The sequence below is a fragment of the Verrucomicrobium sp. 3C genome (assembly GCF_000379365.1).
Classification (GTDB): Bacteria; Verrucomicrobiota; Verrucomicrobiia; order Methylacidiphilales; family Methylacidiphilaceae; genus Methylacidimicrobium.
This window is the reverse complement of sequence record NZ_KB901878.1, coordinates 91,131-112,217: the sequence shown is the minus strand read 5'-3', so window position 1 is coordinate 112,217 and position 21,087 is coordinate 91,131. Positions and strand designations below refer to the sequence as shown.

Annotated in this window: 20 protein-coding genes, 1 tRNA gene and 4 pseudogenes; 10 read left to right on the top strand and 15 right to left on the bottom strand. The window is 61.1% G+C overall.

The window, feature by feature from the left end:
• Window positions 1-510 precede the first annotated feature (510 nt).
• Entirely contained in the window at window positions 511-813 is a 303-nt protein-coding gene (locus tag A37A_RS0114525; RefSeq protein ID WP_026195871.1) for a hypothetical protein, read from the bottom strand.
• Window positions 814-931: 118 nt separating this feature from the next.
• On the opposite strand from A37A_RS0114525, the gene A37A_RS0114520 reads away from it, so the two are divergent.
• The 3 genes from A37A_RS0114520 to A37A_RS0114510 all read left to right on the top strand — a co-directional run bounded on the left by A37A_RS0114520 (window position 932) and on the right by A37A_RS0114510 (window position 3,620).
• Entirely contained in the window at window positions 932-1,252 is a 321-nt protein-coding gene (locus A37A_RS0114520) for an NIPSNAP family protein (protein ID WP_018292201.1), read from the top strand.
• A 121-nt stretch (window positions 1,253-1,373) separates the two neighbouring features.
• Complete coding sequence (locus A37A_RS17810; protein ID WP_018292199.1) at window positions 1,374-2,414, top strand: alpha/beta hydrolase; 1,041 nt, start codon at window positions 1,374-1,376, stop codon at window positions 2,412-2,414.
• A gap of 30 nt (window positions 2,415-2,444) precedes the next feature.
• The gene (locus A37A_RS0114510) at window positions 2,445-3,620 is read left to right on the top strand and encodes an FIST N-terminal domain-containing protein (protein WP_018292198.1); all 1,176 of its coding nucleotides are present in this window, start codon (window positions 2,445-2,447) and stop codon (window positions 3,618-3,620) included.
• On the opposite strand, the gene A37A_RS0114505 is transcribed toward A37A_RS0114510, so the two are convergent.
• The 6 genes and pseudogenes from A37A_RS0114505 to A37A_RS0114480 form a co-directional block, all read right to left on the bottom strand.
• On the bottom strand, window positions 3,590-5,242 hold the full coding sequence (locus tag A37A_RS0114505; protein ID WP_018292197.1) for an AAA family ATPase: 1,653 nt from the start codon (window positions 5,240-5,242) through the stop codon (window positions 3,590-3,592). The genes A37A_RS0114510 and A37A_RS0114505 overlap by 31 nt on opposite strands.
• A pseudogene (locus tag A37A_RS17805) lies at window positions 5,196-6,144 on the bottom strand (NAD-dependent epimerase/dehydratase family protein). Before A37A_RS17805 ends, A37A_RS0114505 begins: the two are co-directional and overlap by 47 nt.
• Window positions 6,126-6,959: a 16S rRNA (uracil(1498)-N(3))-methyltransferase gene (locus tag A37A_RS0114495; protein ID WP_018292194.1), complete on the bottom strand. Its 834-nt coding sequence runs from the start codon at window positions 6,957-6,959 to the stop codon at window positions 6,126-6,128. Before A37A_RS0114495 ends, A37A_RS17805 begins: the two are co-directional and overlap by 19 nt.
• A gap of 3 nt (window positions 6,960-6,962) precedes the next feature.
• Window positions 6,963-7,487 (bottom strand): hypothetical protein, encoded by a 525-nt coding sequence (locus A37A_RS0114490; protein ID WP_026195870.1) that lies wholly within the window; start codon window positions 7,485-7,487, stop codon window positions 6,963-6,965.
• A 158-nt stretch (window positions 7,488-7,645) separates the two neighbouring features.
• A complete protein-coding gene (locus tag A37A_RS17800; RefSeq protein WP_020494521.1) occupies window positions 7,646-8,917 on the bottom strand; it encodes an ISNCY family transposase in 1,272 nt (423 codons plus the stop codon).
• Window positions 8,918-8,993: 76 nt separating this feature from the next.
• Window positions 8,994-10,358, bottom strand: a complete 1,365-nt coding sequence (locus A37A_RS0114480) for an FAD-binding oxidoreductase (protein WP_231363949.1) — start codon at window positions 10,356-10,358, stop codon at window positions 8,994-8,996.
• 101 nt (window positions 10,359-10,459) lie between these two features.
• Here A37A_RS0114480 and A37A_RS17795 point away from each other — a divergent pair, with 101 nt between their 5' ends.
• The gene (locus A37A_RS17795; RefSeq protein ID WP_018292190.1) at window positions 10,460-11,032 is read left to right on the top strand and encodes a peroxiredoxin; all 573 of its coding nucleotides are present in this window, start codon (window positions 10,460-10,462) and stop codon (window positions 11,030-11,032) included.
• Window positions 11,014-12,576 carry a lipase maturation factor family protein gene (locus tag A37A_RS0114470; protein WP_018292189.1) on the top strand — a complete coding sequence of 521 codons (1,563 nt, stop codon included), beginning with the start codon at window positions 11,014-11,016 and terminating at the stop codon, window positions 12,574-12,576. Before A37A_RS17795 ends, A37A_RS0114470 begins: the two co-directional genes overlap by 19 nt.
• Here the strand turns inward: A37A_RS0114470 and A37A_RS0114465 are convergent.
• The 3 genes from A37A_RS0114465 to A37A_RS0114455 all read right to left on the bottom strand — a co-directional run bounded on the left by A37A_RS0114465 (window position 12,573) and on the right by A37A_RS0114455 (window position 14,489).
• Window positions 12,573-12,884, bottom strand: a complete 312-nt coding sequence (locus tag A37A_RS0114465) for a hypothetical protein (RefSeq protein ID WP_018292188.1) — start codon at window positions 12,882-12,884, stop codon at window positions 12,573-12,575. The two genes, A37A_RS0114470 and A37A_RS0114465, sit on opposite strands and share 4 nt — an antisense overlap.
• A 19-nt stretch (window positions 12,885-12,903) precedes the next feature.
• Window positions 12,904-13,809, bottom strand: coding sequence for an outer membrane protein (locus A37A_RS0114460; protein ID WP_020494519.1), 906 nt, complete (start codon window positions 13,807-13,809; stop codon window positions 12,904-12,906).
• Window positions 13,810-14,015: 206 nt separating this feature from the next.
• Window positions 14,016-14,489 carry an Hsp20/alpha crystallin family protein gene (locus A37A_RS0114455; protein ID WP_020494518.1) on the bottom strand — a complete coding sequence of 158 codons (474 nt, stop codon included), beginning with the start codon at window positions 14,487-14,489 and terminating at the stop codon, window positions 14,016-14,018.
• A gap of 128 nt (window positions 14,490-14,617) precedes the next feature.
• Here A37A_RS0114455 and A37A_RS0114450 point away from each other — a divergent pair, with 128 nt between their 5' ends.
• The 4 genes from A37A_RS0114450 to A37A_RS0114435 all read left to right on the top strand — a co-directional run bounded on the left by A37A_RS0114450 (window position 14,618) and on the right by A37A_RS0114435 (window position 17,740).
• On the top strand, window positions 14,618-15,268 hold the full coding sequence (locus A37A_RS0114450) for a VTT domain-containing protein (RefSeq protein WP_020494517.1): 651 nt from the start codon (window positions 14,618-14,620) through the stop codon (window positions 15,266-15,268).
• Window positions 15,269-15,492: 224 nt separating this feature from the next.
• Window positions 15,493-16,566: a M42 family metallopeptidase gene (locus A37A_RS0114445; protein ID WP_040889578.1), complete on the top strand. Its 1,074-nt coding sequence runs from the start codon at window positions 15,493-15,495 to the stop codon at window positions 16,564-16,566.
• A gap of 109 nt (window positions 16,567-16,675) precedes the next feature.
• Window positions 16,676-17,059, top strand: coding sequence for a VOC family protein (locus tag A37A_RS0114440; protein WP_020494516.1), 384 nt, complete (start codon window positions 16,676-16,678; stop codon window positions 17,057-17,059).
• Between the two features lie 12 nt (window positions 17,060-17,071).
• Window positions 17,072-17,740, top strand: coding sequence for a ribulose-phosphate 3-epimerase (locus A37A_RS0114435; protein WP_155996717.1), 669 nt, complete (start codon window positions 17,072-17,074; stop codon window positions 17,738-17,740).
• A gap of 4 nt (window positions 17,741-17,744) precedes the next feature.
• Here the strand turns inward: A37A_RS0114435 and A37A_RS0114430 are convergent, their stop codons facing one another.
• Entirely contained in the window at window positions 17,745-18,692 is a 948-nt protein-coding gene (locus tag A37A_RS0114430; protein WP_020494515.1) for an HlyD family secretion protein, read from the bottom strand.
• A 133-nt stretch (window positions 18,693-18,825) separates the two neighbouring features.
• On the opposite strand from A37A_RS0114430, the gene A37A_RS0114425 reads away from it, so the two are divergent.
• Window positions 18,826-18,916, top strand: a tRNA-Ser gene (locus A37A_RS0114425).
• A 151-nt stretch (window positions 18,917-19,067) separates the two neighbouring features.
• On the opposite strand, the pseudogene A37A_RS17790 reads toward A37A_RS0114425, so the two are convergent.
• From A37A_RS17790 to A37A_RS19690, 4 genes and pseudogenes are all read right to left on the bottom strand, one after another.
• A pseudogene (locus tag A37A_RS17790) lies at window positions 19,068-20,118 on the bottom strand (cation diffusion facilitator family transporter); the annotation flags it as partial.
• A gap of 104 nt (window positions 20,119-20,222) precedes the next feature.
• A complete protein-coding gene (locus A37A_RS0114415; protein WP_018292179.1) occupies window positions 20,223-20,492 on the bottom strand; it encodes a metal-sensing transcriptional repressor in 270 nt (89 codons plus the stop codon).
• Between the two features lie 320 nt (window positions 20,493-20,812).
• A pseudogene (locus A37A_RS21640) lies at window positions 20,813-20,905 on the bottom strand (transposase); the annotation flags it as partial.
• A gap of 32 nt (window positions 20,906-20,937) precedes the next feature.
• Window positions 20,938-21,087, bottom strand: a pseudogene (locus tag A37A_RS19690) (DDE transposase family protein); the annotation flags it as partial.

The following is a 21,087-nucleotide window of genomic DNA, read 5'->3' as shown; positions in this document are numbered from 1 at the left end:
AAGCCCTCTGCTCTCGCCACGCTTTTGCCGTCTATCGGCTGATGGCTCAACTCTTTGACGCCCCTTGCCGCGAAACGCCCGATCCCGGGTTCTGCCACGACCTGACCGCCCTGCCCTCGCCCAATACCCCGGCGGCTCTCCCCAGTGCACGTATTGCTCTCCTTCCCAGGGAGACAACGGCCTTCGCTTCTCTCTCACGAGCTCGGCGTCCGCATTGCCCGTTTCGAGGCTTTGTTCAGCGTTCACTTTCCTTAGGGCCTGCTTGCTCGCTGACCCGCTTCCCGGGCCTTTTCCCCCAGAGGCTTCGACCGCTGGCGTTACCACCAGTAGCCGCTCCGAGTGCTTCCGGCTGGAGCAATAGTTGCCGGGTGGAGATCACTCCCTCTCCACTGGGCGATGCACCCTTTTCACGGCGCACGAGAGAGGCAGGTTAAGAAGTTGCCGCCGTGTAGGAAAAGAGAAAGGCGGCCGACGGGGATCCTTCGTAGAAACGCTTGCCGGACGGGTCGGCTATGCCCTCTTCTCCAGCAGCGTTTGGACCAGCGACTCCCATTCCTGGTCGAGGGGAACGGAGGCTACCGGCTTTCCCGCGCGGGCATACCAGTACCGGGCGTTGGAGAGGTCCCCTTCCCGGCGATGGAGATAGGCATGGACCCAGGCGGAAGGCGAGTCTTCCTCGGCTTGCACGATCCGGTGCGCCCGATCCCATTCTCCCGCACGCTCGTGCCAGAGGGCGGCGAGAGGGGAACGCAAGTCGGGAGGGACGCCAGCTGCCGGCTCTTCCAGCGTTTTGAGAAACTCTTCGTAACCCATTGAGGTTTTGCAATGAGTCTCGTTCGCCACCGAGGAAAGGCAAGGCGAAAGAAGCGGGAGGAAGTCCGCCGATGCGCGGCTCATTGCATTCCTGGGAAGAAGCCTCTAGTATTACCCGATGATCTATGAATTGCGCGAATACCGGATCAAGGCCGGGTGCCTGGATGAGTTCGTCCGTTTCATGGACGAAGAGCTTTTGCCTTTCCAAGCCAGCAAGGGAGTAACGGTGGTCGGTTCCTTCACGGTGCCGGGAGAGCCTACCCGTTACGTCTGGATTCGAGCCTTTGCCGACGAGAAGAAGCGGGAGCGGATCTGCCAGGAGGTCTACGGAAGTTCCGACTGGGAGAATCGGTTTCTTCCGAAGTGCAATGCGCTGATGGACCGAGAGGCGGTCGAGATGTCCTTGCTCAAGCCGACTCCGGGATCAAATCTCGCATGATCCAAAGAAGGAAGGACCGTCCGGATCGCCGCGACGGGGCGTGGACCCACGCCTCGGCTTTCGGCGGCGGCACTCCTCTCCTCCGTCCGCTTGGCCAACCGAGGCAAAGCAAGGAAACGGAGTGAAAGACGACAGAAAATCGGGCACGGCCCGTGGCTGGTCCTCTCTGCTCCATCGGCGCTGGGCGAGTCTGGTCGACGAGGCGAGCTTCGCCTGGATCTCCTGCCTGCAAGCCCGCCATCGGCCGGAGCCCGGGTTTCGGAAGAGGTTGGAGAACTATGTCGACTCGTGGCGTTCGGCGACCCTGGCGGAATACTACGCGCTTCCTCCCGGTTATTCCTCCTCCCTCGAATGCCTTCCGCGCGGGAAGGGCTTCCGCGTCCGGTTTGCCAGTCCTTTGCCCGGACCGGAGCGGCGGAATCAGACGGCGGTCTTCGATCTCTGGCTCGGGCCGGAAGGCTGGAGCGGCCCCACCATGGTGATGGCACACGGGCTGATGTCCGTCAGCGACCTCGGCTACCGATATTGGGCCAGCCGGCTCAATGCCCTGGGGTGGAATGCGGCCTTCATGCATCTCCCCTACCATTACGCCCGAAGGCCCTTGGGGCTCTTTCCTGGAGAAATCTGCGTGACGGCAGACCTGGTGCGTACGGCGGAAACCTTACGCCAAGCGATCCTCGATCTGCGCGTCTTCGCGCATTGGCTGCGCGCTCAGGGAGCCACGCTTCTGGGCGGATGGGGAATGAGCTACGGCGGCTGGGTTTTAGCCGAGGCGGCCTGCGTCGAGCGGATCTTCGACCGGTTGATGCTCCTGGAACCGATCTTCCGGATCGAACATGCCATGTGGGAATCCCCGAGCGGACGCGGCATACGGAAGACGTTAGCGAGCCTGAGAATTTCGCCGGAAACCGCGGCGCCGCATCTCCGGCTCGTCTGCCCCAGCCTTTCCCGGCCTCACCTGAAACCCCAAGAGGTTCTTTTGCTGGGAGGAATCTATGACCGGGTCGTCCCGCTGCGGCTTTTGCAGGAGCTCCGCGCCGCGTGGCAGGGATGTCACTTCTACTCCTTCCCGCAAGGGCACGTTGGCTATCGGCTCATGCGGGAGAGCCTCCAAATTGCGCAAGAGATTTGGTCTGGAGATTTTGTCATTTCAAGGCATTGACAGAGAAACAAAAAAAATGATGATTTCCCTATGGATGCTCCTCGTGCGGTATCCGCAGCCTATTCCGGTTCTTTTTCCGAATCCGCCAGCCGAGCGCTTGTCGAAGATCTGCGCGCGAAGCTCGGCGGCAACCCGTCGGTCGCGTTGGTTTTTGCCTCTTCGTCGTACGCGCCCTATTTGACTGATCTATGTGAAGTGCTAACCATCTACGGTCGTGCGCCGCTCCTGGTCGCCGTGACGGGACAGGGATTTCTTGCCGAAGGGGCTGAATTCGAGGCCGAAGAGGGATTTTCGGTGCTTTTTCTCCGTCATCCGGAGATGCGCGCGATCCCGATTGCTTTATCGCCCGAGGAGGTGGAAACCGAGGACGATCCCTTGGCTTGGCACCGGGTCACCGGTGTCGGGCCGAAAGATGCCGCGGGATGGCTTCTCTTTGCCAATCCACATGTTCTCCCCGTGGAGCGGCTCTTGCGAATCTGGAACCGCGCCTATCCGGCTATTCCCGTCTGGGGAGGGCTGGCGGGTGGAGCCAGCGAAGGGGAGACTGCGGTCTTTCTCGATCGGAAGCCCGTGGAGGGTGGCGTCGCGATTGCCCTCCAGGGGAGGATCGGTTTTCATGTCGTTGTCTCCCAGGGCTGCCGCCCAATCGGCGATCCCTATACAGTAACGGGGGCGGATCGAAATATTCTCTATACCCTTGGTTCGGGGAGTGCGTACCAGGCCTTGGCGACCGCTTTCGAATCCCTTTCCGAGCGCGAACGCGAGAAGGCGCACGGACAGATCTTTATCGGGCTTGCTGTCTCCGAATACCGGGATGAGTTCCAGCAGGGGGACTTCCTTGTGCGCAACATCTTGGGAGCCGATCCTTCCTCGGGTGCGGTTGCGGTCGGCGCGCTCGTGCGCGTCGGACAGACCCTGCAGTATCAATTGCGCGATCCCAATTCGGCCGAGCAATCCTTGCGCAAACTTCTCCTGGATAATAAGATAGAATTCTTCTACGATCGCGAGCCGCTGGCCGCTCTCGTCAGCCTTTGCGCCGGGAGGGGCAAGGGACTCTTTGGCGTGGCGGGACGGGACGCCGGATTGATCCAAGAACTCTTTCCTCGTCTCCCCGCTGCGGGTTTCTTCGCAAACGGCGAGATCGGACCCGTCGGAAAGTTAAACTACCTTCACGGTTACTCCGCTTCGGTGCTCTTCCTTTCCTGATCCGGGACATCTTTTCCTGAGCCCGAGTAGGAGGCCAGCACCCAGCGGCTGAGCAGCCCTTCCGGATCCTTGACCGCCTCGGGCGGGAGCGTAAAGGTGTCTTGGCCCGTGTTGGCGTGAATGAGGCGAAGTCCAAAGGGAAAATCCTTGAACTTTTTCCGGCAGAGCGCTGCAACGGCGCCGACCTCTCCGCCAGCCTCGGCGCGAAGCGCTTGAATCGCATCCGGCTCGAAGCAAAGACGGAGTTCGTGGGCGTGGAAAAACTCTTCGGCGAATGTCTCGACTTCCGGGGAGGTCTCCCCTCCCTGCTCGCGGTAGCGCTCCAGCGCAGTATCCAGCGCCTTTTGAGGGTTTTCGACGGTGTCGTCGTCAATCACGATCTCGCGCAACCCTGTGCCGGGACATTCGAAGCGGAAGGGCCGCAAAATCCGCTCCCCGATGGTCATGAGACCCCGGGCTCCCGTCTCTTCTTCGGCCGCGCGATGCGCGATGCGGCGCAGAGCGCTCTCCGTGAAGCGCAGCGAGATCCCGTACGCCTCAAAAGCGGCGATATACTGTCGGAGAATCGATCCCTCCGATTCCTGCAGAATCCGGAAAAGGTCTTCCGCGTTCAGGGGCTCGAAGAAGACTCGGACGGGAAGTCTCCCGATAAATTCCGGCTCGAGCCCATATTCGATGAAGTCGGCGGTCAGCGCTTCCTTTACCGCTTCATGATCGCCCGCTTGAGCTCCTTCCGGGCGGAACCCGATGTGCCCGCGGCGCATCCGGCGCGAAACGATTTCCGGGAGCCGGGTGAAGGCCCCGCTAACCAGGAAGAGGATGTGCCTGGTATTGACCGTCCGCTTGTTCTCGCGGCCTCCCCGCTGGAAATCGAGCATCGTCTGGATCTGCCCTTGCAGATCGTAGGGAGCCCGCACGGGAACCTCGGTCTCCTCGAGCAGCTTGAGAAGGTTCGCTTGCACTCCCCGCCCGCTGACATCCCGGCCCATGGACTGGAAGCCAGCCACCTTGTCGATCTCGTCCAGGTAAATGATGCCGTACTGAGCGATGGAGACATCTCCTCCCGCCTGCTGCACCAGTTCCCGGACGAGGTCTTCGACATCTCCGCCCACGTAGCCCGTTTCCGAAAACTTTGTCGCGTCTCCTCGGACCATCGGCACCCCGATCCGCTCGGCCAAGCATCGCACCAGGTAGGTCTTCCCCACCCCGCTTGGACCCACCAGCAGGACGTTCTGCTTGACGTAGTGAGGAAGTTCCTGGCCGGAGAGAGCGGCGCGCACGTGGTTGTAGTGATCGCAGACAGCGACGGAGAGAACCCGCTTCGCCTCCTCCTGCTGGATCACGAAGCGATCGAGGTAAGCTTTGAGCTCCTTCGGTGTGAACGTAAAGGAGCGTATCTGCTTCTCGAAGGCTTCCCGGTTCTTCCCCTCGTCCTTCTTCTCCGGTCGACCCTGTGGTGGCGGCGTAAACGCACGAAACATCTCCTGGAAGCGGCGCTGCCACTCTTCGCCGTCCGGAAACTGCGGAGAACTCACAAAGAAAAGATGGGTGAGAACTCCGAAAGAAGCAAGAGTTCTACTCTTCGCAATCGGATCCCAGCCAGCCTGATTCTCGATAGGCATCGATGCCCTTTCCCAAGGAGAAACGAGGCTGGGATCCGAATGCGGCTTTGGTGGCCCACAGCTCGGCCTCTGTGTGAGGCTGGAAAAACCGGTAGGGACAGGGAAAGCAATCGGGCATCGCCTGGGTTCCGAGCGCGGCGTTGAGGCAAGAGATCACCTTGTTGAAGGAGCGGCTGTGGCCCGAGCCGACGTTGAAGATGCCATTGCCTCTCGGGGCGAAGGCGGCGCCCAGCGTGGCGTCGACCGCGTCCTCGATGTAGACGAAATCCCTCTTCTGGTTCCCGTCGAGGAAAAGCCTCGGCTGCTTTCCCGACCGGATCTGGCAGGCGAGCTGGCCGATCATGCTGGCCGACTTTTTCTTATGCGATTCCCGCGGACCATAGACATTGAAGTAGCGAAGCCCGGCTACAGGGATTTTAGGGTTTTCGCCGGAAAACCGTTTAGCCAGATGTTCCATGTGGAGCTTGGAGAAGCCGTAGGCATTGGCGGAACGCTCCGGGTCGCCGACACGATTCTGCGGAGACGAGGTGACGCCGTAGACGGCGGCGGAGGAGGCGTAAACCAGGCGAAGAGACTTTCCGGCCAGAAAGGCCAGGAGATGGCGCCATCCTTCCACGTTGGTGCGCATCTGGGTTGCGGTGTCGGTCACGGTCGTGTTCGGTGATCGAAGCCAGGTGGAAGACCACCTCGAAAGGCCGATTCCCCAAAAGGCGATGCCAGTCGAGAAGACTAAGATCCACCGTCACGAGATCTCCCCGAAAGCCCTCGGGATTGGAGAAGGAGCCGCTCCGAAAATCATCGACGATCACGATCTCCGCTCCCGGCTCCCGGCGCTGGATCTTCAGAGCGAGGTTCGAGCCGATGAATCCAGCTCCTCCCGTGATCAGAATTTCTCTTGCCATACTCCTTTTTCCCTTTCCTCATCTCTTTCGCCCGACATCTCGTAAAGGAAGACCGCCGCACAGAAGAGAGCCGCTGTTTCCGAGCGCAAGATGGTCGGACTCAAGGATACGGGGAAAAACCCCCCTTCTTCCACGAGCGTCCGCTCTACGGGGGTTAGATCTCCTTCGGGCCCGATCAAGGAAAGCACGCCGCGTTGCGCTGCCTCCCGGTGAAGGGGAAAGAGAGCCCGCAGCGGCGGAGCGCTCTCCTGAAGGGATCCAAAGAGTCTCAGCGGATAGGAAGAAGTCTCCTGGTCCAGGTCTCCGATCTCGACCGGGGAATGGATCGTCGGCAGCCAGGCCCTCCCGCTCTGCTTGGCGGCGGCAACCGTGATTTCGATCCACCGGGCTTGCTTATGCTCGATCCCTTCCCGCCACGCGACCGAGCGGGCGCAGAGCACCGGAAAGATCTCCGTAACTCCCAGTTCGGTCGCCTTCTGAACAAAAAGATCCATCGCCTTCGCCTTCAGCAGGGCCTGGGCGATGCCGATCTTCCTCGGGGGAGGAGCCACCTTCCTCTCCGCGATCTTACGGAAGGAGAGCCGGCGGCCGCTCCGCCTGGTCACCTCCGCAATCCATTCGGTGCCTGCGCCGTCAAAGAGAAGGATCCGGTCGCCGGCTCGTCGCCGCATCACCCGCAGGGCGTGGTCCGACTCCTGGGGACCGAGGAGATCTTCCTCTGGCCGGGGCAAGTAATACCGCTCCATGGAGGGCGCCTCCTCTTTCGTCGTCTTGCTGGGGCCGACAGAAGAGAGCACCGGAAGAACAACATTCACTCCTTATAAAAACCCCTCTTGGCGCAGAACCTGCACATTGCGAGGGACGGATTTTTGCACCCATTCGAGGAAAAAGCGCAAGAGCGAGACTTCCCAGCCATCCTCGACGCCGATGAGGATTGCCGCGAAGGGATCTTCCCGTTCCTGCACATCCCGCTTCACGGTCTGCGCCACCGACTCGATCGGGGCGTCCACTTGGCGAAAGCGGAGATCCTCCTTGCGGAGTTGAAACCCATAACGCAAAAACGAAAAGGAGTTGGGCTGCGCGCTCAGCCATTCCCCATAAGCGCGGGCTTTTTTACCGAATCCGCCCAAGAGCAGCTTCCCCATGGTCTTCGGCAGAATGATCTGCGGGCGATCCGCCTCGAGATTCCCCTCACGGAGGAAGGTCGTGCCCACCCTGTCCATCGCTTCCGTCATGAGCGTGTAATGGATCAGAGAGGTGCGGAAGGTCGCCACCCGGGTGCGAGGGAGCAGCACCACGCGGCTCGATTCGAGCGAGTAGGAAAAGGTGTCCTCGAATGACATAAGCTCCTCGAATCCGGTTAGCCGTGCGCGGTCCGGATCGAGTTTGTCAGCCTCGTCGTCTGAGCCAAGAAAATCAAACGAATTTTCCCGGATTTGTCGTAGCACAATAGAAATGTCCCCTTTTTCTCCACAGTAGAAATGTCCCCTTGGTTACGAAGTTACGTTTTTGGTGGATACTGCACGGCTGTTTGCCATTTGAAGGGTCGCTTCCATGGGTGGGAGGGAGGAGGATTGACCACTCTCCGGCTAGTCGGAGAGTGGCTCGGCGGCGCGGGTCGCTGCTTGGGTTTTGGCGCAGGCCGGCCAGCGATCTCGGTGAAACGCAGCGGCCGATTCCGATAGAGGATGACTAGCTTTCCTTCTTGTTTTTCCCGGACCGTCACGCGGGTTTTTGCTGGCGCGTAATGACGGCTTTGCCGCTCCAGCTGGAAGAAGCGGGTTTGGTAACGGACCACCCAATCCGCGCCGACCACGCGCTCCTCTTCCAGGCAGAAGGCCTCGGCCAGCTCCCGCGCGCTGGGACGCCGCCGGTGATAGTCGGCTGCCGAAGCTGCTGCTTGCGCATAGCGCCGGTTATGGGCGGGCAAGTAGGTTTCCGCAAGATAGCGGTTGGCTTCTTCGTAACTGCCGATCCCGGCCAGCCGGAGCTTTTTGACCAACCGGTCCTGATGGGTGCCATGGGCCCGCTCCACCCGGCCTTTGGCTTGCGGCGAGCCCGCAGCCAGGATCTCGATTCCCAAGCACTGGCACATGCGCCCAAACTGGGTCAGAGGCACCAGTCCTTGCTCCTTCTCGGCCTCCGTTGCTTCCCGCACATAGACGTTCTTCCAATCCGTGTAGAGCGTCCGAGGAATCCCGTACTTCTCAATCCATCGCCGCAGTACCCCGACCGCCGCCCAAATGGTTTCTTCGGGGAAGAAGCACGCCTCGGCCTGCGAGGTAGCGTCATCGACCATATGCATCAGGCAGCCTCGCCCGGCTCGTTCTTCCAGCCAATCATGGAAGCTCCCATCCATCTGCACTAACTCCCCAAAATGCGCTCGTCGCTCCCTCCGCCGACGATACGGCTTACGCCGCCGCAGCCTCTTGTGGCCAGCCTCCCGCAACCACCGCCGCAAGGTCTCCGCACTGACCCGAAGCCCATCCTCCTCCCCCAAGTGCTCTGCCGCCAGCGTCGGACCAAAATCGCCATACCGCTCCTCATACCGCCGAATCACTTGCACCCGAAAATCTTGTCCGTAGCCACGGTTCGACTCCCGGCAGCATCCCCGATGCGCTAACGCCTCCCCGCCCCCCACTCGGTACCGCGCCCACACCCGCTTCCCCTGCCGATAGCTCAAACTCAGCATCTCCGCCGCCTCTACCAGCCTTAAGGCGCCCGCCTTCACCCGCCCCATCACCTCAACCCTGTCCAACTCCTTAGCAATCAACGCTGTCCTCCTCACGCCTCCTCCTTTCCGAGGCAACATTAAGGGACATTTCTATCGAGGTCTCAGGGGGACATTTCTATTGTGGCACAACAACGAATTTTCCCGGATTGAGCAGTCCCTTTGGGTCCAAAGCGTTCTTCAATCGTTCGTGGAGGGCGCGAACCTCGGGGGAAACGGCAAGAGGCCACCAGCGCTCCTTGGCGATGCCGATGCCGTGTTCCCCCGTGATCGATCCTCCCCAGGCAACGATTTGGCGGAAGAGGAGGTCGAGCGCTTCCTGCGCGTGCCGGTCGGCGCCAGGCTGGCTTCGGTCGACCATGAGGTTGACATGGATGTTGCCGTCCCCCGCGTGTCCGAAGCAGGCAACGGGGAAACCGTAGCGCAACTCGAGATCGCTCCCCAAGCGCACGAGTTCGACGAGCCGTCTCCTCGGCACGACAATATCCTCGTTGAGCTTGGTCAGACCGCTCGCCTTCAGGGCCATCGAAAAAGAGCGCCGGGTCCGCCAGAGCCGCTCGCAGCCCTCGCCCCCTCGGCCGATCTGGACCTCCCCGGAGCCGGAGCGCCGAAGCAGGGGCAGGAGGCTCTCGAGTTCGGCGTCGACCCCCGCGGAATGACCATCGATCTCAACCAGGAGGTGGGCCTGGCCAGCCGGAAGCGGCTCCGGAGAAAATTCCCGCACCCGCTCCAGGGTGAAGCGGTCGGCAATTTCGAGGGCGGAAGGCAGGAGGCCGGCTCCGAAGATCTCTTCGACACAGCCTGCCGCCGACTCGATCGAAGGAAAGACTGCCGCCGCACAGACCCGGTGCGGGGGACGCGGGATCAGGCGCAGAGTCGCCTCCGTCACCATTCCCAGGAGCCCTTCGGAGCCGACGAAGAGGCCGACTAGATCAAAGCCGACCTTATTTTTGTGGGTGCGTCCTCCCACATGGAGAGCCGTTCCATCGGCCAGCACGACCTCCAAGCCGAGCACATAGTGACGGGTGACTCCGTACTTGAGGCAGCGCGGACCGCCGGCATTCGTCGCGATATTGCCTCCCAGGCTGCTCTCTGCCGCGCTGGCGGGATCGGGAGGGTAAAACCAGCCGATCCGAGCTACCGCCTCTTGGAGATGGGCGGTGATCACCCCGGGCTCGACGATCGCGACTCCATCCCGCGGATCGATTTCCCGAATGCGGTTCATCCGGGAAAAGTTGACGACAATCCCCCCACGGATCGGAACGCACCCTCCCACGTAGCCTCGACCCGCCCCTCGCGGGGTAATGGGTACTCCGGCCGCAGAGGCCCATTGGGCCAATCGAATGACGGATTCCCGGCTTTCCGGGTAGAACACCGCGTCGGGCAGACGCGACGCCAGCCACGCGTCCTCCGCATTCCGCGCGAGAGCCTCGGGATCGGCGGTGGCCATCCCATCCGGGAAGGCTGCAAGAAAACCAGGCACCCAACTCTTCACACTACCCCTCTCCTCTGCGATCGTTCCGTCGGGAAGAGAGAGCGGCTTTGACCTTCTCCTGATCCTTTCTCATACTGCCAGCAGTCAGCATGGTTCGGCTGGGGCGGCAAGACAAGCCTATGCGTAGAGTCCTTCCGGTTGGTTCGCGAGTTCCGTCGCCAACTCTCCTTGATTCCGAAGGGAGAACGATCGACTTGGGCGAGCTCTTGGCTTCCGGCAGGACGCTTCTCTATTTCTATCCGCGTGCTCATACTCCCTACTGCACCCGGCAGGCATGCAACCTCCGCGACCATCGAAAGTCTTTGGAGGCTTGGCAAGTGCGGGTCGTGGGCGTGAGCGGGGATTCTCCGGAGCGCCTGGCCTCCTTTCTGCGTCGGTACGACTTGCCCTTTCTCCTTCTTTCGGACCGGGGCGGTGCGGCCGCCCGGGTCTTCGGTCTGCCCGTTTTTCTTGGACTGGTGAAGCGGGCATCCTTCCTGATCGAGGACGGAGTCATGGTTTGGAGGGATCTCCGCCCGCGCGTCGGCGCACACGCGCATGATCTCCTTCGCATGCTGGAAGCACGGCAGCGGTTTCCCTCTCCTCCGTCCCTCGATCCACGCAAGGACGGAGAACGCGAGAACCCCGACCCATTCGCCGGACAATGGCCTACCGCTGGCTAGCCATCCTGTCCCAGATCGCGTCCCGAAGGCATCCCTGCTCCTATCGGTTGGCGATCTGGCTCTTTCTCCGGGGACTGGCCGCCGTCTACGCCGTCGCTTTTCTCTCGCTGGCGATCCAGTTACCCGGCTTGCTGGGCTCCCACGGCATCTTGCCGATCGCCGAAGCGCTGGTCGTGGGCAGATCCAATCTCGGGTTTTCCCGCTATTTCCAGGCACCTTCTCTCTTCTGGTGGCTCGGTGGAAACGATCTTCTCTTGCAGCTGTTCTCCTGGACGGGCGTCCTCCTGGCCGTCCTTCTCTTTTTCGATCTTGCACCCGCCGGGATCGCCCTTTCTCTCTGGGCTCTCTACCTCTCCTTCGTCTCCTTGGGGCGGGATTTCTTTTTCTTCCAGTGGGACAGCCTTCTGTTGGAAGCCGGTCTCCTAGGCTTCCTGGTCGCCCCTTGGCGACTCCGGTCCCAGTTTGGAACAGCTCCCTCTCCACCGCCATTTGTGCAGCTCTGGCCGCAGTGGCTTCTCTTTCGCGTCATCTTCCTCTCGGGTGTCGTCAAGCTGGCCAGCGGAGATCCCGCCTGGCATGCGCTGACCGCGTTGCAATACCACTACGAAACCCAACCCCTCCCCTCGCCTCTCTCCTGGTTTTTCTTCCACCTCCCGCTCGGGTTCCACGAGATTTCGACTTTTCTGGTTCTCGCCGTCGAGCTGGCGGCTCCATTCTTCTTCCTGGCAGGCCGTCTTGGACGCCTCTTTGCCTTCACGGTGTTAGTTCTCCTGCAACTCTTCATCCTTCTGACCGGTAACCATGCCTTCTACAACTGGCTTACCCTCGTTCTCTGCTTTACCCTCCTCGATGATTCTCTCCTCGCACGAGCTCTGCCCCGCCTCGGCCTCGGAAACCTGCCGCCTCCTCTTCTCCAGCGTCGCTTGAGTCCCATCCTCGCCGGGCTCCTCTTTCTCTTGAGCCTGCCCCTTTTCGTTGCTGTGCTGGGAGTAGAGCTGCCTCCGCCGCTGGTGAGCGTTCTTCGTTCGATCAGCCCGTTTCGCAGCGTCAACGATTACGGAGCCTTCGCGGTCATGACGACCCGGCGCCCGGAAATCGTGATCGAGGGAAGCCGCGATGGGGTGAGTTGGCTGCCGTACCCCTTTCGTTGGAAGCCTGGGGATCTGCGCAAGATGCCCGCGTTCGTCGCCCCGTACCAGCCGAGACTCGACTGGCAGATGTGGTTTGCGGCCTTGAACGGACCCGAGCGCACCCCCTGGTTTCCTCGGCTCCTCTTACGCCTCTTGGAGGGAACTCCGGAAGTGGTCACCCTATTCGCCTCGAATCCTTTTCCGGATTCGGCGCCGACCTACATCCGGGCTCTTCTTTACGATTATCGATTCAGCTCGTGGAGCGAACTCCAGCATTCCGGGGCCTGGTGGCAGCGTTACCTGATCGGCGTCTACCTCTCTCCCTGCGCCTTGCGAAGACCGCGGCCGGAAGGAGAGGCGCAGGCTTCCGTTCCTTCCCCCAAAGGGCGGGGCTCGATTTCGCTGAGTCGCTAAGGCGTACCCTTTAAATCGGTTGGCGCCGCCCTTCTCCTCACTGCTCGACGGGTCGTGCGCTTCGTGCGCTTCGACTTCTCGAGCTTGGCCACTTCCGATGAAACCCGAACATAGGGGGATGTCGGGCTGTAGACCAGATCGGTTGCGGCAACGGAATAGAGGTTGCCCTTGGGATCTGTTGGACCGTAGGGAAACTTGGGGACCGGCGGCTCGAACTCCCCTCCCGCCCAGGAGGTGGTGAGCAAAAACAATCCGCCTAGCCCCATGGCCAGGGCAAGGCCCTGAAAAAGAAGCTGCTGTTTGTTCATATCCGTACTCGCCTCCCCATCAGAACTTGTACCGGAGCCCGGCCAGCACCAGGTTGGCGGTAAACTGGTCGAAGTGCTGACTGACCGTCTGGTTCGGACCGAAGACCGCCGGATTGCCCGTGTAGCTGAAGTTGGTCCCGGTCAGCAAGAGGAAGCGGTATTCCAGGAAGATCGACCAGCGCTTGCCGATCCATCGGTCGATCCCGGCAATCCCCTGGGCGGCGAAGGCGCCCGAATCGGTGGTAATTCCCGGGCCGAGCAGGTTCTGGCCCCCGCCTGGCCCTCCGTTTGGCACCGCCGAGGCCGAGGAGTTGCTGATGTAGGCGCCACCGACTCCGACTCCGAAATGGAGGGCCAAGACCGGGGTGTACAAATTCAGGAGTCCGTCGACCGTGATGACCCCGGCGTTGAAGTTCTGCTTGCTGTCGATGGCACCCGGCACTGCGGGCGCGCCATAGCCCGGTCCCGAGGAGGCGGCCGTCAAGCCGAGGTAGAAGGCATCGAGCTGGACCGCAGGCCTCCAATAGAAGTCCCAGCTGTCTCCAATCTTATTGCCCGCGAACTCGTAGCCGAGCAGCAAGCCACCGACGCCGTTGACGATGCCTCCCCTCTCGGTAAAGGGGGAAAGGCCCACTGGCGCGGGATAGGCCGAATAGCCGTATTCCGGGTTAGAAAAAGCACCGCCGCCAAAGAGCCCCGCGTAGAGCCCGGATTTGACGGTGAAGGGATTTTCGACGGGCGGCGCTCCTTTTCCGCCCCCCTGCGGAGTCCGGGTGGAGCCATCCTCACCCACCAAATCGACCCCGGCGAGCGCATGAGAGGGAGGAGCTTCCTCGGCGAGATCGGAGCCGTTCGCGGGCACGGAGGCAGAGCGGGCAGACGCGCAGGCAAGGACAGTGACACCAAGAATAACCCCGAGCAACAACCACCTCTTCGGCAACCCTTCCTCCTTCTCTCGACGTTACGCTGCAAGCCCGCGTGAATGAGCTAGTTTCTTTTGCTCCCGCCACGCGGCTTCTGTCAATGGCAATCCTCCAGCCGGCCATATGGTCCGTCGCGATCCTGCAAGCGGGAAACAGAAAGGCCCTTCCCGGGCGAAGGGCCTTTCTCTCGAAACAACGGGCAAACCGCTCAGCCTTTGACCTCGATCGTCTTCGGCTTTGCGTGCTCTCCCTTCGGCAGATGCACTTGGAGGACTCCCTCCTTGAACTGTGCATCGATCTTGTCGACTACCACTTCGTCGGGGATCACGAACGACCGGGAAAAGGAGCCGTAAGCTCGCTCGACCCGGTGATATTTCTTGTCCTTTTCTTCCTTTTCTAGCTTACGCTCGCCCGATATCGTCAGGACACCCGACTCCATGGAGACCTTCACCTCTTCCCGCTTCATGCCGGGAAGCTCGAGCTTCACCAGATACTCCTTGTCGTCCTCGGTGATGTCGGCTAGAGGTCGCCATTCGGCGATCTCCAGCCGCTCGCTCGGCGCCTCGAGGAGCTCGAGCGGGCGCTCCCAGAGAGAGGCCATCCGCTTTCGCATCTCCTCCAACTCGCGGAATGGATCCCAGCCACCTAAACCTGCCGAACCTCGTCGTACCAAGCCATTCATTGCTTTCTCCTTCAGTTTGAGCTTCCTCTGTCGGCCGCTCTCCGAGCCTTCGGAGAGTAGCTAATTCATACTGACAAGCTTAGGCAATTAATACAAAATGTCAAGACAAGGAAGGAAGAAGTAAAGAGATGCCCGGGTTCGCGACATTGGCGGCATGGGAGGATCTTCTCCGCTCGCTTGTGAAAGACCATGGACTCTGGGCCTATCCCCTGCTCTTCGGGATCGTCTTCTGCGAAACGGGCCTGGTAGTGACCCCCTTCCTTCCGGGAGACAGCCTTCTGTTTCTCCTGGGGGCCTTTGCCGCTCAGGGCTGGCTCCATCTGCCCACCCTGCTTTTGGACCTCATCCTTGCGGCGATCCTAGGGGATAGCGTCAATTACTGGATCGGCTTGCGGACCGGCCCAGCGATCTTTCGCGATCCCAATGCCCGCTGGCTCAATCGGCGCCACCTGATTCGCGCTCGGATACTCTGCCGCCGGTATGGGGCACGCGCGATCATTCTTGCCCGGTTCATTCCGGTTCTGCGAACCTTCGCTCCTTTCGTCGCCGGCGTGGGAACGATGTCCTATTCCCGCTTCTTCTTCTGGAACGTGGCGGGGGGGAGCTTGTGGGTGGCCCTCTTTCTTCTCGCCGGCTTTTTCTTGGGGGCCGCTCCTGCGGTCCAGAGCCACCTCCACCTCTTTCTGTTGCTGATCATCGTCCTCTCCCTGCTCCCGGTGGCTCGGGAGATCCTGCTGGCACGGGCATCTGCCAAGCCAAGGCCGACAGCCCACACTTAGCCTACATATCTCCCAAGCGTTCTCCTGCGGCTTGCAAAATGAGCCCGGCTGCTTCGTTGGGGCTTGGGTTTCCCTCCTTGCCGTATGTCGTCATAGCGCTCCGGGGGAAAACCGGCGCGCCGCCTTGCATCCATGCTCATTCGCCACGCCTGGGTACGAACTTTGTGAGATAGGCAGGCTAAGCGGTTGCGGGAAGGAGAAACTTTCGGTACGGTCACATGCTTGTGCAACAAGAACAACTAGATTTCCTACGGACCTTGATCGAGGCTCCCAGCCCCTCGAGCCAGGAGAGTATCGCGCAACATTGCTGGATCGATTACGTCAGGCCCTACGCCGACCGGGTCGAGACCGACGCTTACGGCAACGCGCTCGCCCTGCTTCATCCGGAAGGCTCCCCCAAGATCCTCCTGGCGGCCCACATCGACGAGATCGGCTTTCAGGTGCAATATGTCGACGATCGCGGTTTCCTCTACTTCACGACGGTGGGAGGCTCCGACCCCCTCTTGGCCCGAGGCCAGCGGGTGCGGATCCATCACCAGGGACAAGCCGTTTTGGGAGTCATCGGTTCGCTCGCCATTCACCTGCAGGATCGAGAAGGCAAGCAGCAGGAGCCGCCCAAGTGGCATGAACTCTTCATCGACATCGGAGCCCAGGACCAGAAGGAAGCCCTTGAGCGCGTCTCGATTGGCGACCTGGTGACCTACGATTCGGGATTCGCTCCGCTCCACGGGGAGTTGTGCGTGGGCAGAGCCTGCGACGATCGCGTAGGAGCCTTCGTGGTCGCGGAGGCCTTGCGGAGGACCTTCGCGCGACGGGAGATCCTGCAGCCCTGCGTCATCGCGGCTTCGACGATTCAGGAAGAAAATGGTCTTTTTGGAGCCAGCATGGTCGGCTACTCGACCCGTCCGAATGCCGCCGTCGTGGTCGACGTCGGCCATGCCACCGACATCCCGATCGCCGACAAGAAGCGCCATGGCGACGTGCAGCTCGGCAAGGGGCCGATCCTCAGCCGCGGAAGCATCAACCATCCTCTGCTCGTCCGCCGGTTGGCGGAGGTCGCTGGCGCCCACGGGATCGCCTATCAGCAGGGAATCGACCCTCGCCGCTCGGGCACTGACGCAGACGCCATCTTCCTGCAGCGCGGGGGCATTCCCACGGCTGCTCTCGGCATTCCCAACCGGTACATGCACAGCCCTGTCGAGGTTATCCATCTCCAGGACCTCGAAACGCTGGCGGAATGGCTCAGCCTTTTCTTGGGAGATGTCAAGGGGGACGAAAGCTTCCGGCAGCCGTGGTAAGGCGTGGGAGAGGCAGCCTTTTTTCCGCTTTCCGCTTGCTTGGTGACCATCATCCGCCTGTAGGATGGATGAGGAAAGGCCCTTTCGAGTTTACGGGAGAAGACCGCTTATGGTGCGCCGGCTGCTGCACACTCGATATCGGGTAAACGATCTGGAAAGGTTCGTCGCCTTTTTGACTGAGGTACTGGGCCTCGAGGAAGTCAGGCGAATTTCTTCGCCTCGGGGCTCGACCTTGGTCTTCCTGAAAGCTCCCGAAAGCGAGGAGCAACTCGAAATCTGCCATTATCCGGCGTCGGGGCCGGTCGTGGTACCGCCCGATTTGACCCATCTGGCTTTCGAGGTCGACAGCCTCGAGGAATTCGGCAAGTGGGCAGCGGCCAAGGGCCATCCTTTTTCGGATGGGCCGACGATCAGCAGCTCCGGGACGTGCTTCGCGTTCATCGACGGACCGGAAGGCTACGAGATCGAGCTGATCGAACGGCGGAGAGCGTAGGAGCCTTTTTACGTGAGATCCGTGCGATTTGCCGCGGTGGTCGGGGCCAAACCCTGCCAGGCGGAGAACGAAGTGCGGGAACTCGAGATGGCTGGCATCGATCTGCTCCACGTGGAGGTGATGGATGGTCATTTTGTCCCGAACCTGGGCGGCGGACCCGACTTTGTCGCCGCGCTTCGCGCCACGACAGAGCTTCCCATCGAGGTCCACCTCCAGATCGAGCAGCCGGATCGCTACGCTCGAGCCTTTATCGAAGCCGGCGCGGACATCGTAACGGTTCACCTGGAAGCGCACCACGACGTGCGAAAGACCATCGAACGGATTCGGTCGATGGGATGCCGCTGCGGACTCGCCCTCAATCCACTGACGCTCTTGGCGAAAGCCCTCAAGCATCTTCCTCGCATCCATCACCTTCTTTTGCTCTCGGCAAATCCGGGGCCGAATCAGCCGCTCATACCCGAGACGCTAAAAAAGATCGCGCAGGCAAAGAGCTGCCGGGAAGAGGGTAACTTCACCTGTGAAATCGCGGTGGAAGGCGGCGTGGGCCAGGAGAGCCTAGCCTCGGTTGTTATCCACGGCGCCGATCGGGTCGTTCTCGAGAGCCGGCTCCTCCACCGGGAAGACGAGGATCCCCTGCGCGAGCTGCGTGCCGTCGCGGACGAAGCCAACATGGGAGGATGACGCCTCATCGTCCGGCCGTTCGCCGGGGCAAACGGGGACTCAAAGCAAAAGCAGCCAGGGCGGCTCCCGCCCCCAGGAGGATCGCCCCGCCCGTGGCCGACTTCGCCGAACTTGTCGGGATTCGTACAGCGGCGGTCATCCAGGGACCCAGCTCCGAGGTGGCGACATCTGGTTCGTCAAAAAGGATTTTCACCGGAACGCGCTGCTCCGGCTTGACGTAATTGAGCCTCATGTCGAGCAAGGGATAGGGACTCAAGGCCGACCGGGTGCCGCGCTGAATGCTCTCCACATGACCGCGGTAAAGCCGGCCAGGCCGCGCCCAGATTCGAATTTGCGCCGGCATCCCGGGCCGGATCTGTCCGAGATCCCTCTCCCGGAAGTTGGCCGTCACCCAGACTCCTGCCGGAACGATCGAGAAGAGAAACTGCCCCGGCGCGACGTAATTCCCCTGATCGACCCGGCGCCCGGAAATCTTTCCGGAAATCGGGGCACGAAGCTCACTATAACCGAGGGTGAGGCTTTCCAAGCGGAGTATCGCCCCGGTCGTAGCATTCACGGCGACCGCCGTGTCGAGATTGAACTCGGGGGTCGCATGAGTCATGGCGAGCCGGCGCATGCGAAACCACTCGGTTCCCGTCAAGAGGCGAACTCCATCGGCGACCGCGACCCGCGCCTGATTGTCCCTGGGGTCGATCAGACCCATCAGTTGCCCCTGCTCTACCCGCGTGTTGTCATCGATGAGGAGCCTCTCCAGATAGCCGGGAATCTTCGGTGCGATCCGAACCGCATGGGCGCTCAGGAACGAATCCCGGGTCGAGACGAAAGCCCCCTGCCCTCCCCAAATGAGCCGGCCAGCCACGTAACCCAAGAGGCCCACGAGCATGCTGAGGATGAGCCGCACCCCGAAACTCATCCGATTTCGATCTCCCTTTTCCTGCTCCGGTTGGTTCATTCCCGATCTCTCCTGCCGCATCCGCAGCGCAGGCACAGGCTTGCAGGGCCCGAAAAGGCCGTCAAGAGGGAAGCTCCTTCTCTGTCTCCTTGACAACGGCGCAACGCGGGAGCAGAAGATGAACTCGTCTCCCGGAGCTGTGCCTGAGCGGCTGAAAGGGACGGTTTGCTAAACCGTTGTACCCCAAAAGGGTACCGAGGGTTCGAATCCCTCCGGCTCCGCCATTTCGGAACGAAAACTGGGCACGCCCAGGGCATCCGATTTTATGCCAGGGCCCTCTTCGCACCGCAGCATAGAAAGGACGTTGGTAGGCGCTGGATCGCCGCGTCGATCAATCACCGCTTCGGCTTCCAGATTCGGCAGCATACATGTGGCCGTGAAGCGCAACCGCTCTCCCTCCGGCGTATCGACGATTTCAATACAGCCTTCAGCGAGTTTACCGCGTACGGCAAACCGGTGCCGGCGCGGCATGTCCATGATGGTGGGCGCCATCCAAGCCCGTCTCACGCCTGTCTGCGCCACCGCTGGCTTGCACATCGGATGGTCTAATGCGGATGCGTGCTGACTGCAAGGCCGGTAAATGGCCCATCAGCTCCTGCTCGAAGGCAGCCGCAACCGCGTCGGCCTCGGCTACGGTAGTGTCACCGGTCACTGTGATGTCCAGTTCCGCGACAAGCCGATGCCCGAGCCAGCGGGCGCGCACATCGCGCACGGTGCGAACCGCAGGGACATGCTCGACGGCGTGTCGGATTTCATCGATCACCGACGGCTCGACACCATCCAGCATGCGCGTGAGTACCACCTTCGCCGATTGCCAGACGATGCCAAAGATTGCAATGGTAATCAGCAACCCGATGATCGGGTCGGCTAGCGGGAACCCCAGCCAGACGCCAACCCCACCGCCCACGACCGCCAAGCTGGTCAGCCCATCGGTGCGCGCATGATAGCCGTCCGCAATGAGCGCCGCACTGTTGATCTGTCGGCCAACCCGGATGCGGAAGACGGCCACCACCTCGTTGCCAATGAAGCCGGCCAGACCAGCCACCGCGACCCACAGCAGCTGTTGGATCGGCTGCGGATGTAGCAAGCGGTCGATCGCCTCATAACCCGCGACGATCGCGCTGAACAGGATGATGAGTACAATTACGACGCCGGCCAGATCCTCGACGCGCCCCAAGCCGTAAGGGAAGCGGGGACTTGCTTCGCGCCGAACCAACCGGAACGCTATCCACAGTGGGATCGCGGTAGTGGCGTCGGCAACGTTGTGGATCGTATCCGCAAGCAGCGCCACGCTGCCCGACAGCAGCACGACTGCGACCTGGAGCAAAGCGGTGATGGCCAGAATGACGAAGGACCAGTGGATCGCCCAGATACCCCGCTCCGTGGTGGCGATGGTCGGGTCCATGACGCCATGGGTGTGGCCATGGTCACCATCATGCCCGTGATGCCGCCGGTGTGCGTGGTTACCGCCCTCCGGCTGAGCAAAACCGAGCCAAATGAAAACTGCTTTGAATCCGGAGGATGCATTTTTCATAGATATCTGGTGATTTCTTTGAATTCATCGATCGATGCCCGCGCTTGGTGAGGGTCCGCACTGACGGCAAGTTCAAGGCAATGGTCGATGTGGTCATGCACCAAGGTCTTCTTGGCGTTGCCGACCGCGCTTTCGACGGCCTGGAGCTGCTGGGCGATGTCCAAGCAGGCGCGCCCCTCTTCGAGCATGGTGATGATGCTATTGAGGTGGCCCTCGGCCCGCTTCAGTCGTCTGATGATGTCGGGGTGTGAGGCGTGAGTTGTCATGGTTAAATATCCTATCCTAATGGATAGGATAATACAGAAGGAAAAAAGCAACCGCCGCCTCTTTGCGTTCAATACCGACTGAGTGTGCTTTATTTTCCATTTTCCGAGGCGACTCCATCCAGAGCAGCGCGCCCTAGTACATCGATTCATAAGTTCGCAGCAGCATATTCGGCTTGGAATTGCTGGGTGAGCTCGATGATGTGCTGAAGCTTTTCCGGCCCTTTAGTCCAATGGAAGGGCTGGCAGTGATCATTGTATTTGGCGAAGTAAGCCTTGAGGAAGCGCTCTAAGTCCTCGCCCGATTTGTGAACAGACTGTTGAAGGCCCTGTCGGATCAGGATGCTGAAGAAGCATTCGATGAGGTTTACCCAGGAAGCATGGGTCGGCGTATAGTGAAAGCTGACGTTAGGGTGAAGCCTGAGCCCAGGGTCTTTTGTTTTGGAGTTCATGCGGCGGCAAGGATGGCCAGACATTGTTTAGGGGTGGAGCAGAATCGTTCGCGGAACTGCGGGAGGGATTGTTCGCCGAGGCGTTCGGAGAGGAGCGAGAGGAGGGCATTACGGATGAGCGCCAAGTTGGCCAGCAGGTTGGCCTG